Genomic DNA, 23,882 nt, shown 5'->3' on the forward strand with positions numbered 1-23,882 from the left:
TGATACCCCCGGTTAATCAGCGGTTAATCGCCGCCCGCCACTGTGCCCCTCAACTGCACAGGGACAAGGCTCCTCCATGCGTCATTTTTTTCTATTGTTTGCACTGTTGATTTCGAGTCTGGCCCAGGCGGGGAATGATCCTTTTGCGTCAAAACCGGAGTTCCTGCCGGTCGACAAGGCGTTCGTGCTGACCTCGGAACGTCTGGATTCCGGTGAGACCCAGCTGTTCTGGCAAATCGCCGACGGCTATTACCTGTATCAGAAGCGCCTGAAGTTCGACGGGCTGGCGACGCAAAACGTCCCGGCCCTGCCCGAAGGCGAATCCCACAGCGACGAGTATTTCGGCGAACAACCGGTTTATCGCCAGGGCCTCGAGCTGAAAATCCCGGCAGCCGCACAGGGCCAGATCAGGGTCAGTTATCAGGGCTGCGCCGACGCCGGCCTTTGCTATCCGCCACAAACCCGAGTGATCGACCTCGGCGGCAAAGCCGCAGCAACGACAGATGAAGCGCCGGATCAGGCACTGGCCAGCGGTCTGCAACAGCACTCGCTGGGCTGGAGTCTGCTGGTGTTCTTCGGCCTTGGTCTGCTGCTGGCGTTTGCGCCGTGTTCGTTGCCGATGCTGCCGATTCTGGCGGGCATGGTGGTCGGCAGCGGCGCCACGCCGCGTCGCGGTTTCGCACTGGCCGGCAGTTATGTGGTTTGCATGGCACTGATTTATGCGGCGATGGGCGTCATCGCTGCGCTGCTGGGGGCGAACCTGCAGGCGTGGTTGCAGAACCCGTGGCTGCTCGGGACGTTCGCGGCGGTGTTTGTGGTTCTGGCGCTGCCGATGTTCGGCTTCTTTGAACTGCAATTGCCGGTGGCCCTGCGGGATCGACTGGAACATGCCTCGCGCAGTCAACGCGGCGGCAGTCTGATCGGCGCGGGTGTATTGGGCGCGTTGTCCGGTCTGCTGGTCGGCCCGTGCATGACCGCACCACTGGCCGGCGCCCTGCTCTACATCGCGCAAAGTGGCAACGCGCTGCACGGCGGTCTGATTCTGTTTGCTCTGGGCATCGGCATCGGCGTACCGCTGCTGTTGCTGGTAACCGTCGGCAATCGTTTCCTGCCCAAGCCCGGCGCATGGATGAATCTGCTCAAAGGCGTGTTTGGTTTCCTGTTCCTCGCGACCGCGCTGCTGATGCTGCGACCGGTGCTGGATCCGTCGCTGTGGCTGGGCCTGTGCGGCGCGCTGCTGTTGATCGCCGCTTACAGTGCCTGGAAACAGTCCGAAGGCTTTGGTCGCGTGGCGCAGTTGTTCGGTGCCGGTTCGCTGTTGCTGGGTCTGTGGGGCAGTCTGCTGGTGGTCGGTGCGGCGGGCGGCAGTGACGATCCGTATCAGCCGTTGCAGGTGTATAGCGCCGGCCGCGTCGGATCTGCGGCGCCCAGCGGCCACGAAGCCTTCACGACGATCAAGGATCCGGGCGCCCTGCAACGCGAGCTCGACGCCGCCAAAGCGCAGGGCCAGTGGGTGCTGCTCGATTACTACGCCGACTGGTGCACGTCGTGCAAAGTCATGGAGAAACAGGTGTTCGGCCAGGCGCGGGTGATGCAGGCCCTGAGCGATGTGCGCTTGCTCCGAATCGACGTCACCGCCGACAATGCCGCCAGCCGCGAACTGCTCGGCCGTTACAAAGTGCCGGGGCCACCGAGTTTCGTGTGGATCGGCGCCGACGGCGAAGAGCGCCGCAGCCAGCGCATCACCGGCGAGGTCGATGCCGATACTTTCCTGCAACGCTGGACCACCACCCGAGACGCCCGTTAATGCTGACCTTCACCCTCGGCACCTTTGCCATCGCACTCAACCACCTGCTGCTGATCAGCGCGCTGGCGCTGGCGACCTTCGTCGGCTGGCGGGTGGCCAAGCGCGGCGGTGACAACCCCGAGTCGGCGCTGTTCAGCCTGTTTCTGCTCGGCATGCTGGCGGCGCGCATTGCGTTTGTCGCTGTGTACTGGGGGCACTATCGCAACGATCTGTGGCAGATCATCGACCTGCGCGACGGCGGTTTCCTCGCCTGGCCGGGGGTGATCGTGCTGCTGCTGGCGGCGCTGTATCGCGGCTGGCGCCGGCCGGGTTTGCGTCGACCGCTGGGTTTCGGCGTGGTCAGCGGCGTGGCGTTCTGGGTGCTGGCGACCCTGTCGCTGAACATCTATGAACAAGGCACGCGCCTGCCGGACATCACCCTGCGCAATGCCGCCGGGGAAACCGTGAAACTCACCGACTATCAGGGCGGACCGCTGGTGATCAACCTGTGGGCGACCTGGTGCCCGCCGTGCCGCCGGGAAATGCCGGTGCTGGAAAACGCCCAGCAACAACGCCCGGACCTGACGTTCCTGTTCGTCAACCAGGCCGAAAGCATGCAAAGCGTCGCCACGTTTCTCGAAACCCAGGGCTTGAGCCTGAACAACGTGCTGTTCGACCGCAGCGGACGCCTCGGCCAGGCCGTGGGTTCCATGGCCCTGCCGACTACGCTGTTCTATAGCCCGGACGGTCGCCTGCTGGGCAGCCATCTGGGCGAGTTGTCGAACGCCAGCCTGGCCCGCGCCCTGGAAAACTTCGACACCCCGGCTTCCAGCCCGAATCCGGCCACCTCTTCTTCAAGGAAACTGCCATGCCCCGCCTCCGCCACCTGCTGACGCTGACCATGAGCGCAGCCCTGCTGCACCTGCCGTCGGTCCAGGCCGCTGAAGAACTGCCTGAAGCGATCAAGAAAATCGAAGCCAAAGGCGCCAAGATCGTTGGCCAGTTCGATGCGCCGGACGGCTTGCGCGGTTATGCCGCGCAATACCAGAACCGTGGCATGGCGCTGTACCTGACGCCGGACGGCAAGCATGTGCTGCTGGGCAATCTGTACGACGCCGACGGCAAGGACCTGAGCAGCGAGCCGCTGCAAAAACTGGTTTACGCGCCAATGGCCAAGGAAGTCTGGGCCAAGTTCGAAGCGAGCAACTGGATTCAGGACGGCAACAAGGATGCGCCGCGCACGGTGTACCTGTTCAGCGACCCGAACTGCCCGTACTGCAACATGTTCTGGGAACAGGCCCGCCCTTGGGTCAAGGCTGGCAAGGTGCAGTTGCGGCACATCATGGTCGGCATCATCCGCGAAGACAGCCCGGCCAAATCCGCCGCCCTGCTCGCCGCCAAGGACCCGAGCAAAGCCCTGGAAGATCACGAGAAAGCCGGCAAGGCCAGCACCCTCAAGGCCTTGAAGGACATTCCGGTTGCTGTGCAGACCAAACTCGCGGCGAACATGCAGTTGATGGAAGACCTGGACTTGCAGGCCACCCCGGCGATCTTCTACATGGACGACAAGGGCGAACTGCAACAACAGCAAGGCGCACCGACACCGGACAAACTGGCGAAGATTCTCGGCCCGAAATAAAAAACGCCCACGCAATGCGTGGGCGTTTTCGTTACTTCAGTTCAGCCAGAAACTTCAGCAGCGTGTCGGTCACGAAGGTTGGATTCTCCAGATTGGAGATATGCCCCGCCTCCGGCACCAGCACACACGGACAGCCAATCAACTCAGCCATTTCCCGTGCTTCCGACGGCGGGCGTGGCTTGTCCTGATCGCCGCAGACCACCAGCGTGGTGGCCGCATTCAACTCGCCCAGACGCGGCAACAGATCGTCACGGCCAAAGGTGATCCGCCCCATCGGCACGATGCTCTCGCGCAGGCGTTCAGCTGAATAGCCGGCGAGTTTTGCGCGGAAATCCTGATACAGCGCCGACTCTTTATCGATGCCCGGACGGAAGAAGATCGGCACCACGATATCCAACAGTGGCTCGGAAATCCCGCCGCTTTCCTCGATCTGTTTGAACAGCGAGAAATAATACTGACGCGTCGGTTCCGGCTCGACGCCGACGTAAGTGTCCATCAGCACCAGACCGTTGAGCCGCTGCGGTGCCGACAACGCCAGGCGCACGCCCCACATGCCGCCGACCGACAGCCCGACCAGCGTCACCCGATCGATATCCAGATGATCGAGCAAGGCCAGGGCCTGACGGGCGATGTCGTCCAGCGAAGCGGTGCCTTCAGGCAAACGACCGGATTCGCCATGGCCCCACAGATCCAGCGCAATTACCCGATAATGCGCCGACAACGCTGCGATCTGCGGCGCCCACATGGCCTGGTTCCACAGGTAGCTGCCGGCCAGCAACACCGCCGGGCCCGCGCCTTGATCAATGTAGTGAAGCGCCTGTCCGTCAACTTCGAAGAAAGCCATCGATCACCCCCGCGACAAAAAAGAGAACCGGCAGACTGGGCTGCCGGTTCGGGATCGTCAACTATACAAACGTACATCCATATGCCGGTTGATCGATGTTGAGATCACAGACGCTGAAGACTACAACCCCTCCAGCTCCGCCATCAGGTCATTCAGTCGATCAACCTTCTCCTCGGTAATGTCACTGGCCGCCAGCCCTTCGATGTACTCGGCCAGTTCCTCCACCGTGCTGCACTCGAACATCGCTCGCAGCGGCACATCCCGTTGCAAGGTTTTCTGCACTCGCGAGGCGATTTGTGTGGCGAGCAGCGAGTGGCCACCGAGTTCGAAGAAGTTGTCGCGGACCCCGACCTTCTCGACCTTCAGCACCTCGGCCCATATATCGGCCAGGGTCTGCTCCAGATCGCTGCGCGGCGCCAGGTAATCCTGGCTCTGCAACTGGCCGATCTCCAGCGCCGGCAAGGCCTTGCGGTCGAGTTTGCCGTTGGCGTTGAGCGGCAACCGGTCGAGCCACAACCAGTGCAGCGGCACCATGTATTCCGGCAGTTCGGCGCGCAAGCGCTGCTTGATCCGCTCCAGGCGTTCGCTCTGATTCAGTGCGGAATCTGCGGCGACCAGGTAACCGACCAGATGCTTGCCGTTGACGCCTTCCTGCACGCCGACGGCCCCGTCGCGGACTTCCGGTTGCTCGTGCAGACGCGCCTCGATTTCACCCAGCTCGATCCGGTAACCGCGAATCTTCACCTGATGGTCGACCCGGCCGACATACTCCAGCACACCGTCACTGCGGCGGCGCGCCAGGTCACCGGTGCGGTACAGACGCTCGCCCGGCGCACCGAACGGATTCGGCACGAACACCGGCGCGGTGCGCAGCGGATCGCTGACATAACCTCGACCGACCCCGGTGCCCGCCACACACAACTCACCCACCGCCCCCAACGGCACCAGATCCAGCGCGCCATCGAGCAGGTAGAGCAAGTTGTTGTCGGTCGGCGTACCGATCGGCAGGTAACTGCCGCGAGTCGAGGCCAGGTCGACGCGAAAGAACGCCACGTCGTCCGAGCACTCCGCCGGGCCATAGGCGTTGACCAGACCGATCTCCGGATAACGCAGCAGCCACTGGTGCGCCAGTTCTGGCGGCATCGCTTCACCGGTCGGCAGCATCCAGCGCAGACCGTCGAGGCTCAGACGATCCGAAGCGAGCATGCCCTGAATCAGCGACGGCACGCTTTCCAGCACGGTGATGCCCTGCTGCTGCACATGCACCAGCAAACCTTGCGGATCGTGGGCGATGGTGTTCGGCACGATGTCCACTCGCGCCCCGAACAGCGGCGCGGCGAGGAACTGCCAGACCGAAATATCGAAGCTTTGCGAAGCGGTCTGGGCGATCACATCGGCGTCGCTCAGGTTCAGGTACGGCACCTTGCTCAATTGGTTGTTGAGCATGCCGCGCTGCTCGACCATCACGCCTTTCGGCAACCCGGTGGAGCCCGAGGTGTAGATCACATAGGCCAGATTGTCCGGGCCGCTGAAGATGCCCGGATTCGCCGACGACACCGCGCCGGCCTGAACCTCTTCCCACACCACCAAGCGTGGACGGTTGGCGCAGCTGAATTCATCCAGCAAGGTCGTCGCCTGTTCCCGACAAGCCTCGGTGCACACCAGCACCGGCGTGCGGCTGAGCTCAATGATCCGTTGCAGACGCTGGCTCGGCAGACCCGGATCCAGCGGCAGGTAACCGGCACCGGCCTTGAAGCTGCCGATGATCATGCCCAGCAGATCCAGATTACGTTCGCCCAGCAGCGCCACCGGTTGATCCATCTGCACACCGGCCGCGACCAGTGCATGGCCGAGACGGTTGGCGTTCTGGTTCAGCTCGGCGTAGCTCAGTTGCTGATCGAGGCAACTGGCGGCAATGCGTTGCGGATGTTGCGCGACCTGCGCTTCGAACAGCTCGACGTAGCTCTGCTCCAGCGGATAGTCGTGCTCACTCTGGTTGCAGCCGTGGAGCAGGAAGTCCTGTTCCTCTTGGCCAAGCAGCGGCAGGTCGGCCATGTCGCCATGGAAGCCGTCGACCAGCGCCAGCAACAGACGCTTGAACTCGCCGAGCATGCGCTCGATGGTCGACTCGTCGAAGTAACGCTGGTCGTAAGACAGGTGCAGACCGAGGTCGTCGCCCGGATAGCAAACCGCTGTCAGCGGGAAGTTGGTGTGAGTACGGCCCGAGTCCGAGGTCGCGTTAAGGCTCTGCGCGCGGTCCAGCACCGAGACTTCCACCGGAGCGTTTTCGAACACGAACAGGCTGTCGAACAGCGGCTGGCCTTTCGGCAGTTCGCTTTGTTCCTGGATGTTCACCAGCGGCAGGTATTCGTACTCACGCAGTTGCATGTTGCTGTCGAGCAGACCGCTCAACCACTGACGCACGCTGGCGCGCTGATCGTCCGCCGGGATCTGCACCCGCAGCGCGATGCTGTTGATGAACAGGCCGACGGTGCGCTGCATCTCCGGCATTTCCACCGGGCGCCCGGCCACGGTCACACCGAACAGCACGTCGCGATCACCGCTCATGCGGCGCAGCACCAGTGCCCACGCCGCCTGGGCGAAGGTGTTGATGGTCAGTTGATGGGCCTGGGCCAGTTCGCGCAGACGGGCGCCGTCCTCGACATTCAGTCGGGTGTAGCGGTCACCGACGATCATGCCGCCGCTTTCGCCAGCGTGTTCACGCAGGAACGGACGGTCGCTCGGGATCGGCGTGGTGCGCTCGAACCCTTGCAGGTTCTGCTGCCACCACTGGCGCGCTTCGGCCAGGCTCTGGCGTTGCAGCCAGCCGATGTAATCGCGGTAGCGCGGCGGCACTGCCAGTTGCGCTTCGCGACCTTCGCCCAGAGCGGTGTAGATCTCGAAGAAATCGTTCATCAGCAGCGAACGGCACCAGGCATCGATCAGGATGTGGTGGTTGCTCATCATGAACCAATAGCGCGCCGCGCCGACCTTGATCAGGCGCAGGTGGAACGGTGCCTGATTGAGCAGATCGAACCCGGCTTCGCGCTCGGCCTGGAGCAGCGCTTGCAGCTTCGGCTCTTGCTCGGCGTCAGCGATGGCGCTCCAGTCCAGGTACTCGATCGGCGTGCGACCCGGCGTATGAATCACTTGCAGCATGTCTTCGCCAACGTTCCAGCAGAACGACGCACGCAACGCTTCGTGACGGGCGACCACCGCTTGCCACGCCTGGGCGAAACGCTCGGGATCGAGTTCACTGTTGATGCGATAGCGATCCTGCATGTAGTACAGACCGGTGCCCGGTTCGAGCAAGGTGTGCAGCAGCATGCCTTCCTGCATCGGGGTCAGCGGGTACACGTCTTCGATGTGTGCCGCCGGCACCGGCAGTGCATCAAGTTGCGCCTGGGTCAGTTTCGCCAGCGGGAAGTCCGATGGCGTCAGACCACCGGCCTCGTCCTGCAGGCAATGTTCGATCAGGCTCTGCAACTCGCCGACGTAGGCATCGGCCAGCTCGTTGATGGTCTGCGCGTCGTAGCGTTCGGCGCTGAAGGTCCAGCGCAGCAGCAGTTCCCCGCCGTACACCTGACTGTCGACGCTCAACTCGTTCGGCAACGGTGCGTGCGGATCGTGGGCGGCGCCGACCGTTTCATCCAGCGGACGGAACAGCGCATCGCTGCCAAAGCTCTGGTCGAACTGACCGAGATAGTTGAAGGTGATCGGCGCATTCGGCAACGTCGCCATGCTCTGACGGCTGGCATCATCGGCGAGATAACGCAGCACGCCATAGCCCAGACCTTTGTGCGGTACAGCGCGCAGTTGCTCCTTGATCGCCTTGATCGAAGCGCCCTGCCCGGCGGCCTCTTCGATGTTGTGCGGAGTCAGGCGCAGCGGATAGGCGCTGGTGAACCAGCCGACGGTGCGGGTCAGGTCGATCTCGTCGAACAGGGTTTCGCGGCCGTGGCCTTCCAGCTGAATCAACGCCGACGCTTGGCCGCTCCAGCGGCACAGCACGCGGGCCAGTGCGGTCAGCAACAGGTCGTTGACCTGCGTGCGATAGGCGCTCGGCGCCTGTTGCAGCAGTTGCCTGGTGCGTTCGGCATCCAGACGCACGCTGACGGTTTGCGCGTGACGATTTTCGCGACCGCCCTCAGGACGTTCGCACAGCAAGTCGGCATTCGGACCGGCCAGTTGCGCTTGCCACCAGCTCAGTTCTTCACGCAGGGATTCGCTGCCGGCGTAAGCCTGCAAGCGCGCTGCCCAGTCCTTGAAGGCGCTGGTTTTGGCCGGCAGTTTCACCGACTGATCGGCGTCGAGCTGGCGATACACGGTTTGCAGATCGTCGAGCAGCACGCGCCACGACACACCGTCCACAACCAGGTGATGGATCGCGATGAACAGCCGTTGCTGAGCGTCCGGCCCATCGACCAAAACTGCACGAAGCAGCGGGCCCTGGGCGAGGTCGAGACTGCGCTGGGCATCGGCGAACAGTGCGGCGCACTTATCCATCGACGGCACGCGGACTTGCCACAACACGGCGGCATCGGTCACCGGTTGATGGGTCGCTTGCCATGCGCCGTTGACCTCGGTGAAGCGCAGACGCAGGGCGTCATGCTGCTCGATCACCGCCAGCAACGCTTGCTCCAGACGATGCGGTTCCAGCGCAGCAGTCGGCTCCAGCAGCAACGCCTGGTTCCAGTGCTGACGCTCGGGAATCTCGGTGTCGAAGAACCAGTGCTGGATCGGTGTCAGACGCGATTCGCCCGTCACCAGACCTTGCTCGGCGGTCACGGCTTCACTGCGGCTGGCGACAGCGGCCAACGTCTGCACGGTCTGGTGCTGGAACAGATCACGCGGGCTGAAATGAATGCCCTGCTGACGCGCCCGGCTGACCACTTGAATCGACAGGATCGAGTCGCCGCCCAGTTCGAAGAAGTTGTCGTTGAGACCGACCTGCTCGACGTTGAGTACTTCGCACCAGATCTGCGCCAAGGTCTGCTCCAGCTCGTTGCTTGGCGCCACGTAATCCTGACGGTTCAGCTCCGGGTCCGGCGCCGGCAAGGCGCGGCGGTCGAGCTTGCCGTTGGCGGTCAGCGGCATGCTCGCCAGCAGAATCAGATGCGTCGGCACCATGTAGTCCGGCAGTTGCGTCTTCAAGTGCGCCTTCAGCGCTTCGCGCAGTTCGGCCTGCTCGGCTTCGCTTCGCGAAGCGACCTCGGTCACGAGATAGCCGACCAGTTGCTTGCCGCTCGGCGCATCCAGCGCCAGCACCACCGCTTCGCGGATCGAATCATGATCGAGCAGGCGGGTTTCGATCTCGCCCAGTTCGATACGGAAACCACGAATCTTCACCTGATGGTCGATTCGCCCGAGGTATTCCACCAGACCGTCGGCACGCTGGCGCACCAGGTCGCCGGTGCGGTACATGCGACCGCCATCGGCGGCAAACGGGTCGGCGACAAAACGCTCGGCGCTGATGCCGGCCCGGTCGTGATAACCCTGGGCCAGACCGGCGCCACCGACGAACAATTCCCCGGTCGCACCTTGCGGCACCAGCGCCAGATCGGCGTCGAGAATGTAGGCCACGCGATCACCGATCACGCTGCCGATCGGCACACTGCCAGCGCCCTCTTCCAATACTTCCGGCGCAAGGCTGGCCAGCGGCATGACCACGGTTTCAGTCGGGCCGTAGGCATTGAAGAACAGGCTCGGTTTGAACGCTGCGCGAATCCGTTGCAGGTGTTCGCCGGTCAGCGCTTCGCCACCGGTGATGATCATGCGCACCGGTAGAATGTCGTTTTGCGTCGCCAGGAACTGCGCCAACTGGCTGCCGTAGCTCGGGGTGAAACCGAGAATATTGATCCGATGTTCGCGAATCAGGCCGCAGATTTCTTCCGCGTCCCACTGACCCTGCGCACGCAGCACCACCTGCGCGCCGCTGAGCAGCGGCACCAGCAGACGCTCGGTGGCGGCGTCGAAGTTGATCGAATAGAAGTGCAGCTCGCAGTCGTCCGGACGCATGCCGAAGCGCTCGATCACCGCCTGGCAATGCATGGCGATTTCACCGTGGGACACCACCACGCCTTTCGGCTTGCCGGTGGAACCCGAGGTGTAAATCAGGTACGCCTGATGCTGCGGCAGGCTGATAAACGGCAGCTCGGTGGCCGGGTAATCGGCCAGCGCGACGCTGTCGTCTTGCAGGCACCAGCGCGCCACGTTCGACGGCAGTTCGCCGAGGGCTTTGAACATCGCCCGGTCGCTGAGCAGCAGACCGACGCCGCTGTCTTCGATCATGTAATGCAGGCGGTCGAGCGGGTATTCCGGATCCAGCGGCACATAGGCGCCACCGGCCTTGAGGATCGCCAGCAGGCCGACGACCATTTCCAGCGAACGCTCCAGCGCCAGGCCGACCCGCACTTGCGGGCCGACACCGCGTTCACGCAGAGCCCAGGCCAGACGGTTGGCGCGGGCATCGAGTTCGGCGTAGCTCAGAGTCTTCCCGGCGAAGGTCAGGGCTGGCGCATCTTTGCGCGCCAGTGCCTGCTCGGCGAACAGGTGATGTATGCACTGGTCGAGACGACGCTCGCCCGGCTCGACACCGAGGCTGTCGAGCAATTGCTGTTGCTCAGGCGCATCGAGCAGCGGCAGTTCGCTGAGTCGTTGCTGCGGGTTGGCGATCAACGCTTCCAGCAGGTTGCGCCAATGTCTAGCCATGCGCGCGATGGTCGGTTCATCGAACAAGTCAGTGCTGTAGGTCAGGCAGCAACCGAGGCGATGGTCGAGGTCGGTGACTTCCAGGTTGAGGTCGAACTTGGTCGCCCGCGCATCGTTGGCCAGGTACTCGACGGTCATGCCGGCGAGCATGCGGCTCTGCTGGAATTCCCAGCGCTGCACGTTGCACATCACCTGGAACAACGGGTTGTACGCGGCGCTGCGCGGTGGCTGCAACGCCTCCACCAGATGGTCGAACGGCAGGTCCTGATGGGATTGACCTTCGATCACGGTGTGGCGCACTTGCTCGAACAATTCGCCGACCGACATCTGGCCGTCGAGCTGGCAACGCAACACCTGGGTGTTGAGGAACGCACCGATCAGGCCTTCGCTTTCCGGACGGATACGGTTGGCCACCGGCGCACCTATGCGCAGATCGGTCTGGCCGCTGTAGCGGTAAAGCAAGGTCGCGAGCGCGGCGGTCATGGTCATGAACAGGGTCAGACCGTTCTGCGCGTTGAATGCCCGAACCCGTGCGGCAAGATCGTCGCTCAGGTCGAAACGGAACAGCTCGCCCTGATGACTTTGCACCGGCGGACGCGGACGGTCACCCGGCAGTTCCAGCAGCGGATGTTCGCGGCCCAGTTGCGCAGTCCAGTAGTCGAGCTGACGCTGACGCTCGCCGGACTCCAGCCAGTGGCGCTGCCACACGCTGTAGTCGAGGTACTGCACCGGCAACGGTTCCAGCGGCGATTCGCGGTCATCGACGAACGCTTCGTACAGTGCGCTGAGCTCACGGGCGAAGATGTCCATCGCCCAGCCTTCGGTGACGATGTGGTGAAGGGTCAGGACGAAGTAATGCTCCTGCTCGGCGGTCTTGACCAGACAGGCGCGCAGCAGCGGGCCGGTTTCCAGATCGAACGGCAGGTGCGCTTCGTCGTCGGCCAGTTGCTGGACTTTCTGCTCGCGCACGTCGGCGGCGAGTTTCGAGAAATCCTTCCAGTCCATGCGCACGCCGGTCTCGGCATGCACCTGCTGACGGGCCACGCCGTCGATGCTCGGGAACGTGGTGCGCAGGGTTTCGTGGCGCAGGATCAGCGCTTGCAGCGCCGCCTCGAAACGCCCGACATCCAGCACGCCACGCAGGCGCGCCATGCCGCCGACGTTGTACGCCGGGCTGTCCGGCTCCATCTGCCAGAGGAACCACATGCGCTGCTGCGAATAGGACAGCGGCACCGGTTTGCTGCGATCAACCATGTCGATCGGCGGCTGTTTATTGGTGCGACCGCTGGCCTGAATCTGGCGGATCTGCTCGGCAAAATCACCGAGCTCGCTGTGCTCGAACAAGGCGCGCAACGGCAGCTCGACGTCGCAGGCTTGACGGGTGCGGGAGATGATTTGGGTGGCCAGCAGCGAGTGACCGCCGAGGGCGAAGAAGTCGTCGCGCAGGCCGACCTGTTGCAGGCCCAGCACTTCGCGCCAGATCGCGGCGATCTGTTGCTCCAGCTCGGTAACCGGCTCGACGTGTTCGCGCACCTGCCATTGCGGTTCGGGCAAGGCACGGCGGTCGAGTTTGCCGCTCGGGCTCAGGGGCATTGCGTCCAGACGCATCAGTTGCGCGGGGACCATGTATTCCGGCAGTTCGGCAGCCAGTGCGGCCTTCAGGCGCAAGATCTGCGCGTCCTGATCTTCACTGGCGTCGGTGGCGGTGAAGTAGCCGATCAGTTGCGGGCCGGCGACGGTTTCACGCACCAGCACAGCGGCTTGGGCCACACCGTCCTGAGCCAGCAAACGGGCTTCGATTTCTTCCGGTTCGACGCGGAAGCCGCGCAGTTTGACCTGCTGATCGAGACGGCCGAGGTATTCGATCACGCCATCATTCGTCCAGCGTGCGCGGTCACCGGTGCGGTACAGACGCGCGCCCTGCTCGCCCAGCGGATCGACCACGAAACGTTCGGCGGTCAGCGCCGGACGGCCGAGGTAACCACGAGCCAGACCGATGCCGCTGATGCACAGTTCACCCGGCACACCGGCCGGCACCGGATTCAGATCGCTGTCGAGCACACGGCAGACCACGTTGCCCAGCGGACGGCCAATCGGCGAACGCTCGCCATCCGCCACGCTGCAATGCCAATGGGTGACGTTGATCGCGGTTTCCGTCGGGCCATAACGGTTATGCAGCTGCACCGCCGGCAGTTGAGCCAGCACGCGGTTACGCAGCTCCGCCGGCAGCGCTTCACCACCGGAGAACACGCGACGCAGACTTGTGCATTCGGCGCTCAACGGTTCGTCGATAAACAGCGAAAGCAGCGGCGGTACGAAGTGCAGCGTGGTCACACCGTACTGCTGAACCAGCTGCGCAATGCGATGCGGATCGCGGTGTTCACCGGGACCGGCGATCAGCAGGCGCGCACCGGTGATCAGCGGCCAGAAGCATTCCCACACCGACACGTCGAAACTGATCGGCGCTTTTTGCATCAGCACGTCGGTGTCGTTCAAGCGATAGGTGTTTTGCATCCATTGCAGGCGTTCAGCCAACGCCGCGTGAGTGTTGCCCACGCCTTTCGGCTGGCCGGTGGAGCCGGAGGTGTAAATCACGTAGGCGAGATTGTCGCCATGCAGGTGCAGGCCCGGTGCCTGGCTCGGCCAGTTTTCCAGGTGCAGGGTGTCCATGGCGATCACGCTGACGCCTTCGCTGGCCGGCAAGCGGTCGAGCAATGCCGTCTGAGTCAGCAGCAGTTCGACGCCGCTGTCGCTGAGCATGTAGGCCAGGCGATCGGCCGGGTAGTCCGGGTCCAGCGGCACGTAGGCGCCACCGGCCTTGATGATCGCCAGCAGGCCGATCAGCAGTTGCGGCGAACGCTCGCCGGCGATGGCCACGCACACGTCCGGGCCGACGCCTTTGTCGCGCAGGTAATGGGCGAGTCGGTTGGCCTGGGTGTGCAGTTCGGCGAAGTCGAGGCTGCCGCCGTCCCACACCAGCGCGGTGCGATCAGGGGTTTGCCGCGCTTGTTCGTTGAGCAGTTCCGGCAGCCATTGTTGCGCCGGTGTGCACGGGGCGATGCTCCACGCATTTTGCTGAGTGTGCTCGGCGGCGGTCAGCAGTTGCAGCTCGCCGATGGTTTGTTCCGGACGTTCGCAAACTGCTCGCAGCAGGTTGCTGAAATGCTCGGCGAGGCGCTCGATGGTCGCGACGTCGAACAGCTCGTCGGCGTAATCGAAGGACAGCGTCAGGCGGCCGTTACGGTCTTCTTCACTGTGCAGTTGCAGATCGAACTTGGCCTCACGGCTGTGCCACGGCAGTTCTTCGGCGAGCACACCCGGCAGGCGTTTGAGCGCACTCAAGTCGCGCTGCTGGTGGTTGAACATGACCTGGAACAGACCTTGTTCGCGGGCCTGCGGGAAGGCTTCCAGCAGTTGTTCGAATGGCAGGTCCTGATTCGCCTGGGCACCGAGTGCGGCTTGACGGGTTTGCGCCAGCAGTTCGGTGAATGGCAGACGCGAATCGACGTCGGCACGCAGCACCTGGGTGTTGATGAAGAAGCCGATCAGGCCCTGGGTTTCCAGGCGCGGACGGTTGGCGTTCGGAACACCGATGCGGATGTCGCGCTGGCCGCTATAGCGATGCAACAGGCTCTGGAACGCCGAGAGCAGCAGCATGAACGGGGTGGATTGATAAGCCTGTGCCGTCTGGCGAATCGCGTCGCTGAGGCTGATCCCCAGACGAACGCTGTGGCGTGCGGCGCTGTGAATTTGTTTGGCAGAACGCGGATGGTCAGTCGCCAGTTCCAGGGTCGGATGCTCGTCACCCAACTGCGCTTTCCAGTACGCCAGTTGCCGCTCGCCCTCGCCTTGCGCCAGCCATTGACGCTGCCAGCTGCCGTAGTCGGCATATTGGGTTGGCAGCGGCGCGAGTTCGGCGCGCTGGCCTTGGGACGCGGCGGCGTACAGGCGCGAGAACTCGTCGATCAGCACGTTCAGCGACCAGCCGTCGGCGATGATGTGGTGCAGGGTCACCAGCAATTGGTGATCTTCATCGTCGAGGCGCACCAGCGTCACCCACAGCAGCGGGCCTTTCTCCAGATCGAACTGGGTGCGGGCTTCGTCTTCGCGGATCTGTTGTGCGCGGGCTTCACGCTCGCTGGCCGGCAGGTCGCTGATGTCGATCAGTTGCAGGTTGAACTCACCCGCCGCTTCGACCTGTTGCAGGGCCACGCCGTCGCGTTCGAAGAAGCGCGTACGCAGGGATTCATGGCGCTCGATCAGTTGCTGGAAACTGACGCGCAGGGCGTCTTCGTCCAGTTCGCCACGCAGGCGCAGGGCACCGGGAATGTTGTAGGCGCTGCTCTGCGGGTCGAGCTGCCAGGTGATCCACAGACGGTTTTGCGCCAGGGATTGCGGCAGTGCTTCGGTGCGCGACAGGGCGGTGATTTCACCTTGGGCGCTGCCGCCGTCCTGTTGCTGTTGCTCGATGGCGGCGGCGAATGCGGACAGGGTTGGGGCTTCGAACAGCAGACGCAGGTTCAGCTCCAGGCTTAGCTCTTCTCGAACCTTGGCAATCACTTGTGCGGCGGCAATCGAGTTGCCGCCGAGCAGGAAGAAATGGTCGTCGGCGTTGACCTGTTTGATGTTGAGTTGCTCGGCCCAGATGTTTCCGATCAACGCTTCCAGTTCGGAGGCGCACGCGGTCGACTCATGAGCGGTTTCAGCGGTAGCCGACGGGAACACCGCGTAGCTGTCGAGGCTGCCGTCGGCCAGGCGATTGCGGCAGGCCGAACGCTGCAGTTTGCCGCTGGAGGTCTTCGGCAGCGCGCCCGGATTGAGCAGCACCACCACGCTCGGTGCTTCCTGATAAGTCTCGGCCACCGCCTGGCGAATGGCTTTGATCAGCGCTTCAGGCGGGAGAATTTTCTGCACGCTGCGGCTGATTTCCGCCGCGATGCCGATGCCTTCTTCGCCATTCTGATTGACCGCGAACGCGGCGACGCGGCCCTTGCGCACCACCTCAACTTCGTTCTCGACCGTTTTCTCGAGATCCTGCGGATAGAGGTTGTGACCGCGCACGATCAGCATGTCTTTCAGGCGACCGGTGATGAACAGTTCACCGTCGCGGATGAAACCCAGGTCACCGGTGCGCAGCCAGGTCTGGCCGGCGTGCTGGACGAAAGTCTTGGCGCTGGCCTCGGGGTTGCGCCAGTAGCCGAGGGCGATGCTCGGGCCGGTGGCCCAGACTTCACCGACGGCATTGTCGGCCAGTTCTTCAAGGGTATTCGGCTCGACGATCAGCACCGCATGATCGGGCTGGCTGATGCCGCAGCTCATGATCGGGCTGCCCTCGCCCGCTTCGGCGCGGTTTTGTGCGAGGGCCTGATCGTCGACGCGCAGTGCAGGAATCCCTGTGCCGCGCGGTGTACCGGCGACGAACAGGGTCGCTTCGGCCAGGCCGTAGGACGCCATGAAACTGCTTTCGCTGAAACCGCACGCGGTGAACTTCTCGGCGAAGCGCTCAAGGGTGTCGAGACGGATCGGCTCGGAGCCGGAATAGGCCACGCGCCAACGGCTCAGGTCGAGGCGCTCCAGCGCCGATTCGCTGACCCGCTCGCTGCACAGACGGTAGGCGAAGTCAGGCCCGCCGCTGATGGTGCCGCCGTATTGGCTGATCGCTTCGAGCCAGCGCAACGGCCGGCCGAGGAAGTACGCCGGCGACATCAGGATGCACGGCACACCACTGAAGATCGGTTGCAGCAGGCCGCCGATCAGGCCCATGTCGTGGTACAGCGGCAGCCAGCTGACGATCACGTCGTCGGGGTTTACGTCGATGCCGAAGCCGTGGCGGATCAGCAGTTCGTTGGCCACCAGGTTGCCGTGGCTGACCTGCACACCTTTGGGCAACGCGGTGGAGCCGGAGGTGTATTGCAGGAAGGCGATATGGTTTTGCGGCAAGGTCGGTTCGACCCAGCGTTCGGCCAGTGCAGCGTCGAGGGTGTCGACGCACAACAGCGGCGGCGCGCCTTCGATTTGCTGCAGGGCGTCACGCAGGTCGGCGCTGGTCAGCAGCAGACGCGGCTCGGCGTCGGCAATGATCGACAGCAGGCGTTCCTGATGGTGACGCTTGGCCGATTCCGGCGGATAGGCCGGCACCGCGATCACGCCCGCGTACAGGCAACCGAAAAAGGCCGCGACGTAATCCGGGCCGCTCGGGAACAGCAATACCGCGCGATCACCGAATCCGGCCTCGGCCTGCAACGCCGCCGCGATGGTGCGCGCACGTTGATCGAGTTCGCGATAACTGAGCACCACAGCCTGTTCCTCGGTTTCGGCGAGAAAGCGCAAGGCCAGCCGATCCGGCGTCAGGGCCGCGCGGCGCTGGAGGGCTTGGACCAGGGTGCTGGGGAGTTCGAACGCGTCGGTCATGAGGTTTCCTGCCTGAATTCGGCTTGCTGGTGGAATCGGGTTGGCTGCGGCATGCCCGTGCAAGGCATGCGGGACACGGTCTTCGCCGACCGTGCAAGGCATTGGAATGCGGTAGGTCCGGGGCTGCGTACCCGGATCCATTCACCAATGAGAACGGATGACGTCTTGAAATAATTAGTCGGCAGGCTGGATCGCCAACGGGGCTGGGCGCTTGGGCGAGTGCGGCGGCGTGTCGCAGTTCTCAGATCGCACTGTTATGGATCATTAGTTCTCTTTCTCAATTGACAATCATTATCATTCAACATAATTTGTCGCTCGATGTGTAGGACGGCCCCGTCCCCCAGGCGTCCCACTAACCTATTGGCAGCAAGGTGATTTCCATGACGGAACAAGTATCCACAAGCAGGTGCGATTCACCGCTACTTCAGGCATTCGTCGACAATCGACTGATTCTGGTCAAGATTGCAGCCCGCATTACCGGCTGCCGGTCACGCGCCGAAGATGTGGTGCAGGATGCGTTCTTCCGACTGCAGTCGGCACCGCCGATCACGTCGTCGATCAAGGCCCAGCTGAGTTATCTGTTCCAGATCGTGCGCAACCTGGCGATCGATCACTACCGCAAACAGGCGCTGGAGCAGAAGTACGCCGGCCCCGAGGAGGAAGGGTTGAACGTGGTCATTCAGGGCGCATCGCCGGAAACCTCGCACATCAACTTCTCGACCCTTGAACACATCGCCGACGCGCTGACCGAGCTGCCGGTCCGCACCCGCTATGCGTTCGAGATGTACCGTCTGCACGGCGTGCCGCAGAAGGACATCGCCAAGGAACTCGGCGTTTCGCCGACGCTGGTCAACTTCATGATTCGCGATGCGCTGGTGCACTGCCGCAAGGTATCCGGCAGCCGCGCCGATGCAGTGTCCGCAAACCGTCGCTGATAAAAACCGACCGCAAAAAAAAGATCGCAGCCTTCGTTGAAGGGCTGCGATCTTTTTTGTTTTCAGCGAAAAATCACACCAGCGTGCAGCGGTCGAAGAACCGCTCGCGCCCGAGGATCATCAGCGCCGCGCGCTTGTGCGGGAAGTCGAATTCCTTTTCGCAGTGGAAGCACTGGTTGTGCATGTGGCCGATCATCTTCGCGTTGTCGGCGCGCGGTTCGGCGACCACTCGCTGAGTACGCGGATCGTCCAGAAACAGGTAGTGCACCAGCGCCGATAGCCAGCTCGCCACCTTGTGCGGGCCGCGATGGTCTTCTTCCCCGACCAGCATGTGAATGCCGCGATCGTAATTGTCGGCATCGTAGAACGGCGCAATACGATCTTCCTTGGCCCAGTAGGCTTCGAAATAGGCAAACGGCTGGTCATCGAAACAACCGATCAGGGTCAGCGTGTGCGGATCGGCGTCGAGTTTGCTCAGGTACTCGCGATGCTGTTCGAGGCTACCCTCTTCCTGCCAGAAACTGGCGACGCGCGGGCTGTTCTGCCAGCGATTGAAACGCGCCAGATCCTGCTCGATCTCCACCGTTCGCAGGGAAATCCAGGCACCGAGACGCGCATCGAAACGCCGATAGACTTCCCCACGCGGTTTGACCGGTCGCAGCGGATGACGCTTGCCGTTGCTGATGACCATTTGCTGCGGATAACTGCCCGTCAGCGAATTGCCCAGCCACGGTTGCGGCAGTTGCCAGAACAGCGTGCGCTCACAGCGATATTCACCCGCCACTTCAGTGCCCACCAGCAAACCGCTGAGCAAGGCTTCGGTTGGCGCCTGATCGAGTTGCCAGATCAATTGCTGACGCGCCGGATCCCGGGCAAACAGCCAATAACAGGCCGCCCACAGCGCCTGGCCTGGCGGCAGTGCATAGCGTTCATCGATCTGGATCGGCCCCTGGCCTTCACGATCAAGACGCAGGCGAATCAGCGGTTGCCCGTCCAGGCTCAGGCTCAGACGGCTTTCGGTGGCATCGGCTACCAGTTGGCTGCCCGAAGGCAGGGCCAGGGCAGTCAGGTCATTCAGATTGGACATGGGTCGGGCTCACGATAATCGTCGACAGTTCAACGATGGGACGTGAGCCGGGGCGGGAAATTTAGGCTATTCGGCAAAAACCGCCGGTCATTGATGCGGCACCGGCACCACCGCAATCTTGTACGGATCGAAGATCTTCAGCATCTGACCGTTGTCGCGCAGGCCTTGCAGCAACTTGCCGAACACTTCGCCGGTGATCGGCGCCTTCGGACTGAGAATCGCGTAATGGTGGTAGATCTGGTCGATACGCTGGGACACCAGCAATTCGTCGCGCACCTTTTCGTTGCGCAGCAGGTAATCGAACAGGTACGAGCGGGTCACCAACGCAACGTCCGCACGCCCGCGCAAGACCATCAGCAGGTTGCTGTCGTGGGAATAAGTCAGCGTGGCGCTGTAGGTTTCGGCGAGGTACTTGGGATCGGCATTGAAGTTGGCGAATTCGTAGTGATAGCCGCTGTACAACGCCAGTCGTTTGCCCTTGAGATCGGCGAAGTAATTCTGCTGGCGACCGGGCTTGTTCTGCGCGACGAAAATCTCCGCGTCCTCCAGGCCCATGTCGACGGTGGTGTGGGGAATGTCTTTCCAGCCCCACTCCGGGTTTTCAAAGATCGCCATGTCGGTGCGGCCATCCTTGAAATCGCCGAACCGGCGAGGAATCGAGGTGGGCACCAGCTCGAAACGATAGTCGCTCTGGGCGCTGTTCAAAGCCGCGACCAGCTCCGGCAGCAGGCCGGTGTCGGCGCCGTTTTCCGGGCGAATGGTGTAGGGCGGAAAATGCGCCGCGCCCACCCGAACCACTTGCGCCGCCGGAGCAGGCAATACCCATAATGCAGCCAGCGCTGCGAGCATCAGCCCAGCGGCCGTCCGAATTGGCGAAGACTTCAAAACACCCCACTCCCCGAAAAAGTACCGATCATTGCATTCAAGCTAGGCGGTTTCGCCCAGTTAGCCAGTTTCCCGGCCCGATAGAAAGCGTCTAGCGCTCTTCTAGCACCAGAATCAGCGCCTCTTCGGCCAGTTGATCCAGGCTCAAACTGCCGCCGGCACGGAACCAGGTGGTGGTCCAGGACAGCGCACCCGTGAGAAAACGTCGGGTAATGAACACGTCGCCACGGATGAACCCCGCCTCTTTGGCTTCGCCCAGCACTTGCAGCCAGAGGTCTTCGTAGATGTCGCGCAGCGCCAGCACTTTGGCCTGACCGTCTTCGGACAGCGAGCGCCACTCATACACCAGCACCGCCATCGCTTCGCCGCTGCCGCCCATGATCGACTGCAGTTCGCAGCGGATCAGCGCCAGCACCCGCTCACGGACATCGGCGGCATCGGCAAGGGCCGCACGCATCAGCGCGGTGTTGTAGCGGATAGTTTCCTCCATCACCGCCCGCAGGATTTCATCCTTGCTCTTGAAGTGATGAAAGATGCTGCCCGACTGAATCCCCACGGCACCGGCCAGATCGCGCACCGTGGTGCGCTCGTAGCCTTTGTTGCGGAACAGGTGGGCCGCCACTTGCAGCAGTTTGCCGCGAGCGCTGTCCGGATCGGTCAGCTGGCCGGCATCGACCAGTTCACGCATGACCCTCAGGGCTTTTTGCTCGTCCACCCGTTCTCTCCTACAGTCGATCAGTCAAATGCGCCGTACTCCGCGGAAACGGCGGGGTTGCGCGGGCAATTTAAGCCGCCGGCGGTGACCAAGCAAGCGCTTGGGCAGAAGATAATTCCAGGCGTTTACAAACCAAGCGCTTGCTTGGTAGTCTCGACGCACTTCTGTCACAGGTTCCTGAGTCGGAGATCAAAATGCCCACCACGGTTCGCATCGGATGCGCCAGCGCATTCTGGGGAGACACCTCGACCGCCGCCGCGCAGCTTGTGGCCGCAGGACAGCTGGATTATCTGGTCTTCGACTACTTGGCCGAAATCACCATGTCGATCATGGCCGGCGCACGCATGAAGGACCCGCAGGCGGGATTTGCCGGGGACTTCATCGAAGTTCTCGTGCCCCTGCTACCGCAACTGGCCGAACAGAACATTCGCGTCATCAGCAATGCCGGCGGGGTCAATCCAAAGGCCTGCGCCGCCGCGCTGCAAGCGGCCTGCGACAAGGCCGGCGTGGCACTGAAAATCGCCGTGCTGTCAGGCGATGACCTGCAACCGCACTTCAAACAACTCGCCTCCCAAGGCATCACGGAAATGTTCAGCGGCGCCCCGCTGCCGCCGATGTGCGTGTCGACCAACGCCTACCTCGGTGCACCAGGCATCGTCGAAGCACTGCGTCTGGGTGCCGACATCGTGATCACCGGCCGGGTGGTCGACAGCGCAGTGGTCAGTGCCGCGCTGGTGCATGAGTTCGGCTGGTCGTGGCACGACTACGACAAACTCGCGCAAGCCGCCCTGGCCGGGCACATCATCGAATGCGGCGCGCAGTGCACCGGCGGCAACTTCACCGACTGGCGCGACGTGCCGGATTACGAGCACATTGGTTTCCCGATCGTCGAAGTCAGCGCCGACGGCCAGTTCATCGTCAGCAAACCCGAAGGCTCCGGTGGGCTGGTCACGCCGCTGACGGTCGGCGAGCAGATGCTCTACGAAATCGGCGACCCGCAGGCCTATCTGTTGCCCGATGTGGTCTGCGATTTCAGCCAGGTCAAACTCCAGCAACAAGGCAAAAACGCCGTTCGGGTCCACGGCGCCAAAGGCCTGCCGCCCAGCGACCAATACAAGGTCAGCGCAACGTATCCGGACGGTTTCCGCTGCACCGCCAGTTGCCTGATCGCCGGCATCGATGCCGTGGAAAAAGCCCGGCGCGTCAGCCAGGCGATTCTCGACAAAACCTCGGAGATGCTCGACCAGAAAGGTCTCGGCCCCTACACCGAAACCCACGTCGAACTGCTCGGCAGCGAAGCCACCTACGGCCCTCACGGCCAGCGCCGGGACAGCCGCGAAGTGGTGATCAAACTCGCCGTGCGCCACCCGAACAAACAGGCGCTGATCCTGTTCTCCCGGGAGATCGCCCAGGCCGCCACCGGCATGGCGCCGGGCCTGACCGGTATCGTCGGGGGGCGGCCGACGGTGTATCCGCTGATCCGGCTGTTCTCGTTCCTGATCGACAAAAGCGCCTGCACCTTGCAGATCGACATCGCCGGCAAATCTCACCCTTTCGCCCTGCCCGCCCCCGCCACCCTCGACAGTCAGGATCTGCCCCTGCCCCACGAAACACCCAACCCCCAAGGCCGCGCCGATGCCAGCGTGCCGTTGGTGAAACTGGCGGTGGCGCGCTCCGGCGACAAGGGCAACCACAGCAACATCGGCGTCATGCCGCGCCGCCCGGAATACCTGCCGTGGATCGCCGAGGCGCTGACCCCGGCGGTGATCGTCGACTGGATGAGCCATGTCCTCGATCCGATTCACGGCCGGGTCGAACGCTGGTATCTACCCGGCACCCACAGCCTCAACTTCCTGCTGGAAAACGCCCTCGGTGGCGGCGGCGTGGCGAGCCTGCGCATCGACCCGCAAGGCAAGGCCTTCGCCCAACAACTACTGGAAATCCAGATCCCGGTGCCGCAGAGCATCGCCGAACAGTTCGACTAGAGGATTGGCACCATGGCGTTCGAATCGATTTTCAGGGCTGATCTGTTCAGCGGCCAGACCGTCATCGTCACCGGAGGCGGCAGTGGCATCGGGCGTTGCACCGCCCATGAGCTGGCGGCGCTCGGGGCTACCGTGGTGCTGGTCGGGCGCAAGCCGGAAAAGCTGCAAACCGTCGCCGCCGAAATTGCCGAAGACGGCGGTCGGGCGCACTGGAAGGCCTGCGATATCCGTGACGAAGAAGCGGTGAAGGCGCTCGTCAGCGAACTGATTCGCGAGCACGGGCCGATCCACGGGCTGGTCAACAATGCCGGCGGCCAGTACCCGTCGCCCCTGGCCTCGATCAATCAGAAAGGTTTCGAAACCGTACTGCGGACCAATCTGGTCGGCGGTTTCCTGATGGCCCGGGAAGTGTTCAACCAGTCGATGAGCAAACACGGCGGCAGCATCGTCAACATGCTCGCCGACATGTGGGGCGGCATGCCCGGCATGGGCCACTCCGGCGCCGCGCGCTCGGGCATGGACAACTTCACCAAAACAGCGGCGTTCGAATGGGGTTATGCCGGTGTTCGAGTGAATGCGGTGGCGCCGGGTTGGATCGCGTCCAGCGGCATGGACACTTACGAAGGCGCGTTCAAAGCCGTGATCCCGACATTGCGCGAACACGTGCCGCTCAAGCGCATCGGCACCGAATCGGAGGTCAGCGCAGCGATCGTGTTTCTGCTCAGCCCCGCTGCCGCGTTCATCAGCGGCAGCACCTTGCGCATCGACGGCGCGGCCAGCCTGGGCAGTCGCGCCTGGCCGCTGCACAAGGCGACCCACAGCGAATCCTTCAACGGTTTTCACCGGGCCTACATGCCGGACGTCTTGAAGGACAAGGAGTAAGC

At 63.1% G+C, this 23,882-nt stretch carries 11 protein-coding genes; 6 read left to right on the forward strand and 5 right to left on the reverse strand.

Going from position 1 to position 23,882, the window contains the following annotated elements; translation table 11 throughout:
* Nucleotides 1-76 precede the first annotated feature (76 nt).
* The 3 genes from dsbD to dsbG are packed head-to-tail and all read left to right on the forward strand — an operon-like array spanning nucleotide 77 to nucleotide 3,425.
* Nucleotides 77-1,807, forward strand: a complete 1,731-nt coding sequence (dsbD, locus tag AC1RT4_RS24555; protein ID WP_493088557.1) for a protein-disulfide reductase DsbD — start codon at nucleotides 77-79, stop codon at nucleotides 1,805-1,807.
* Complete coding sequence (locus AC1RT4_RS24560) at nucleotides 1,807-2,679, forward strand: TlpA disulfide reductase family protein (RefSeq protein ID WP_179694213.1); 873 nt, start codon at nucleotides 1,807-1,809, stop codon at nucleotides 2,677-2,679. The genes dsbD and AC1RT4_RS24560 overlap by 1 nt, the downstream gene beginning before the upstream one ends.
* Entirely contained in the window at nucleotides 2,655-3,425 is a 771-nt protein-coding gene (gene dsbG / locus AC1RT4_RS24565) for a thiol:disulfide interchange protein DsbG (RefSeq protein WP_179694212.1), read from the forward strand. The genes AC1RT4_RS24560 and dsbG overlap by 25 nt, the downstream gene beginning before the upstream one ends.
* A 31-nt stretch (nucleotides 3,426-3,456) precedes the next feature.
* Here dsbG and AC1RT4_RS24570 read toward each other — a convergent pair whose 3' ends face one another.
* Both AC1RT4_RS24570 and AC1RT4_RS24575 read right to left on the reverse strand, forming a co-directional pair.
* Nucleotides 3,457-4,269 (reverse strand): alpha/beta fold hydrolase, encoded by an 813-nt coding sequence (locus AC1RT4_RS24570; RefSeq protein WP_493088560.1) that lies wholly within the window; start codon nucleotides 4,267-4,269, stop codon nucleotides 3,457-3,459.
* 120 nt (nucleotides 4,270-4,389) lie between these two features.
* Nucleotides 4,390-17,391 carry a non-ribosomal peptide synthetase gene (locus tag AC1RT4_RS24575; protein ID WP_493088562.1) on the reverse strand — a complete coding sequence of 4,334 codons (13,002 nt, stop codon included), beginning with the start codon at nucleotides 17,389-17,391 and terminating at the stop codon, nucleotides 4,390-4,392.
* Between the two features lie 380 nt (nucleotides 17,392-17,771).
* On the opposite strand from AC1RT4_RS24575, the gene AC1RT4_RS24580 reads away from it, so the two are divergent.
* Nucleotides 17,772-18,326 (forward strand): RNA polymerase factor sigma-70, encoded by a 555-nt coding sequence (locus AC1RT4_RS24580; RefSeq protein ID WP_007955779.1) that lies wholly within the window; start codon nucleotides 17,772-17,774, stop codon nucleotides 18,324-18,326.
* Between the two features lie 73 nt (nucleotides 18,327-18,399).
* On the opposite strand, the gene AC1RT4_RS24585 is transcribed toward AC1RT4_RS24580, so the two are convergent.
* From AC1RT4_RS24585 to AC1RT4_RS24595, 3 genes are all read right to left on the reverse strand, one after another.
* Nucleotides 18,400-19,413 (reverse strand): GNAT family N-acetyltransferase, encoded by a 1,014-nt coding sequence (locus AC1RT4_RS24585; RefSeq protein WP_493088564.1) that lies wholly within the window; start codon nucleotides 19,411-19,413, stop codon nucleotides 18,400-18,402.
* An 87-nt stretch (nucleotides 19,414-19,500) separates the two neighbouring features.
* Nucleotides 19,501-20,298 carry a substrate-binding periplasmic protein gene (locus AC1RT4_RS24590; protein ID WP_493088566.1) on the reverse strand — a complete coding sequence of 266 codons (798 nt, stop codon included), beginning with the start codon at nucleotides 20,296-20,298 and terminating at the stop codon, nucleotides 19,501-19,503.
* 91 nt (nucleotides 20,299-20,389) lie between these two features.
* Nucleotides 20,390-21,013 (reverse strand): TetR/AcrR family transcriptional regulator, encoded by a 624-nt coding sequence (locus AC1RT4_RS24595; protein ID WP_007955773.1) that lies wholly within the window; start codon nucleotides 21,011-21,013, stop codon nucleotides 20,390-20,392.
* 194 nt (nucleotides 21,014-21,207) lie between these two features.
* Here AC1RT4_RS24595 and AC1RT4_RS24600 point away from each other — a divergent pair, with 194 nt between their 5' ends.
* Together AC1RT4_RS24600 and AC1RT4_RS24605 are read left to right on the forward strand one after the other, a co-directional pair.
* Nucleotides 21,208-22,998 carry an acyclic terpene utilization AtuA family protein gene (locus AC1RT4_RS24600; RefSeq protein ID WP_493088568.1) on the forward strand — a complete coding sequence of 597 codons (1,791 nt, stop codon included), beginning with the start codon at nucleotides 21,208-21,210 and terminating at the stop codon, nucleotides 22,996-22,998.
* Nucleotides 22,999-23,010: 12 nt separating this feature from the next.
* Complete coding sequence (locus AC1RT4_RS24605) at nucleotides 23,011-23,880, forward strand: SDR family oxidoreductase (protein ID WP_236178099.1); 870 nt, start codon at nucleotides 23,011-23,013, stop codon at nucleotides 23,878-23,880.
* Nucleotides 23,881-23,882 lie beyond the last annotated feature (2 nt).

The organism is Pseudomonas sp. GW821-FHT11D10 (genome assembly GCF_058808435.1).

Bases quoted from the DNA above. Each gene is read 5' to 3' on its own strand.
- dsbD (WP_493088557.1), top strand. From the start codon at position 77: ATGCGTCATTTTTTTCTATTGTTTGCACTGTTGATTTCGAGTCTGGCC.
- AC1RT4_RS24560 (WP_179694213.1), top strand. From the start codon at position 1,807: ATGCTGACCTTCACCCTCGGCACCTTTGCCATCGCACTCAACCACCTG.
- dsbG (WP_179694212.1), top strand. From the start codon at position 2,655: ATGCCCCGCCTCCGCCACCTGCTGACGCTGACCATGAGCGCAGCCCTG.
- AC1RT4_RS24570 (WP_493088560.1), bottom strand. From the start codon at position 4,269: ATGGCTTTCTTCGAAGTTGACGGACAGGCGCTTCACTACATTGATCAA.
- AC1RT4_RS24575 (WP_493088562.1), bottom strand. From the start codon at position 17,391: ATGACCGACGCGTTCGAACTCCCCAGCACCCTGGTCCAAGCCCTCCAG.
- AC1RT4_RS24580 (WP_007955779.1), top strand. From the start codon at position 17,772: ATGACGGAACAAGTATCCACAAGCAGGTGCGATTCACCGCTACTTCAG.
- AC1RT4_RS24585 (WP_493088564.1), bottom strand. From the start codon at position 19,413: ATGTCCAATCTGAATGACCTGACTGCCCTGGCCCTGCCTTCGGGCAGC.
- AC1RT4_RS24600 (WP_493088568.1), top strand. From the start codon at position 21,208: ATGCCCACCACGGTTCGCATCGGATGCGCCAGCGCATTCTGGGGAGAC.
- AC1RT4_RS24605 (WP_236178099.1), top strand. From the start codon at position 23,011: ATGGCGTTCGAATCGATTTTCAGGGCTGATCTGTTCAGCGGCCAGACC.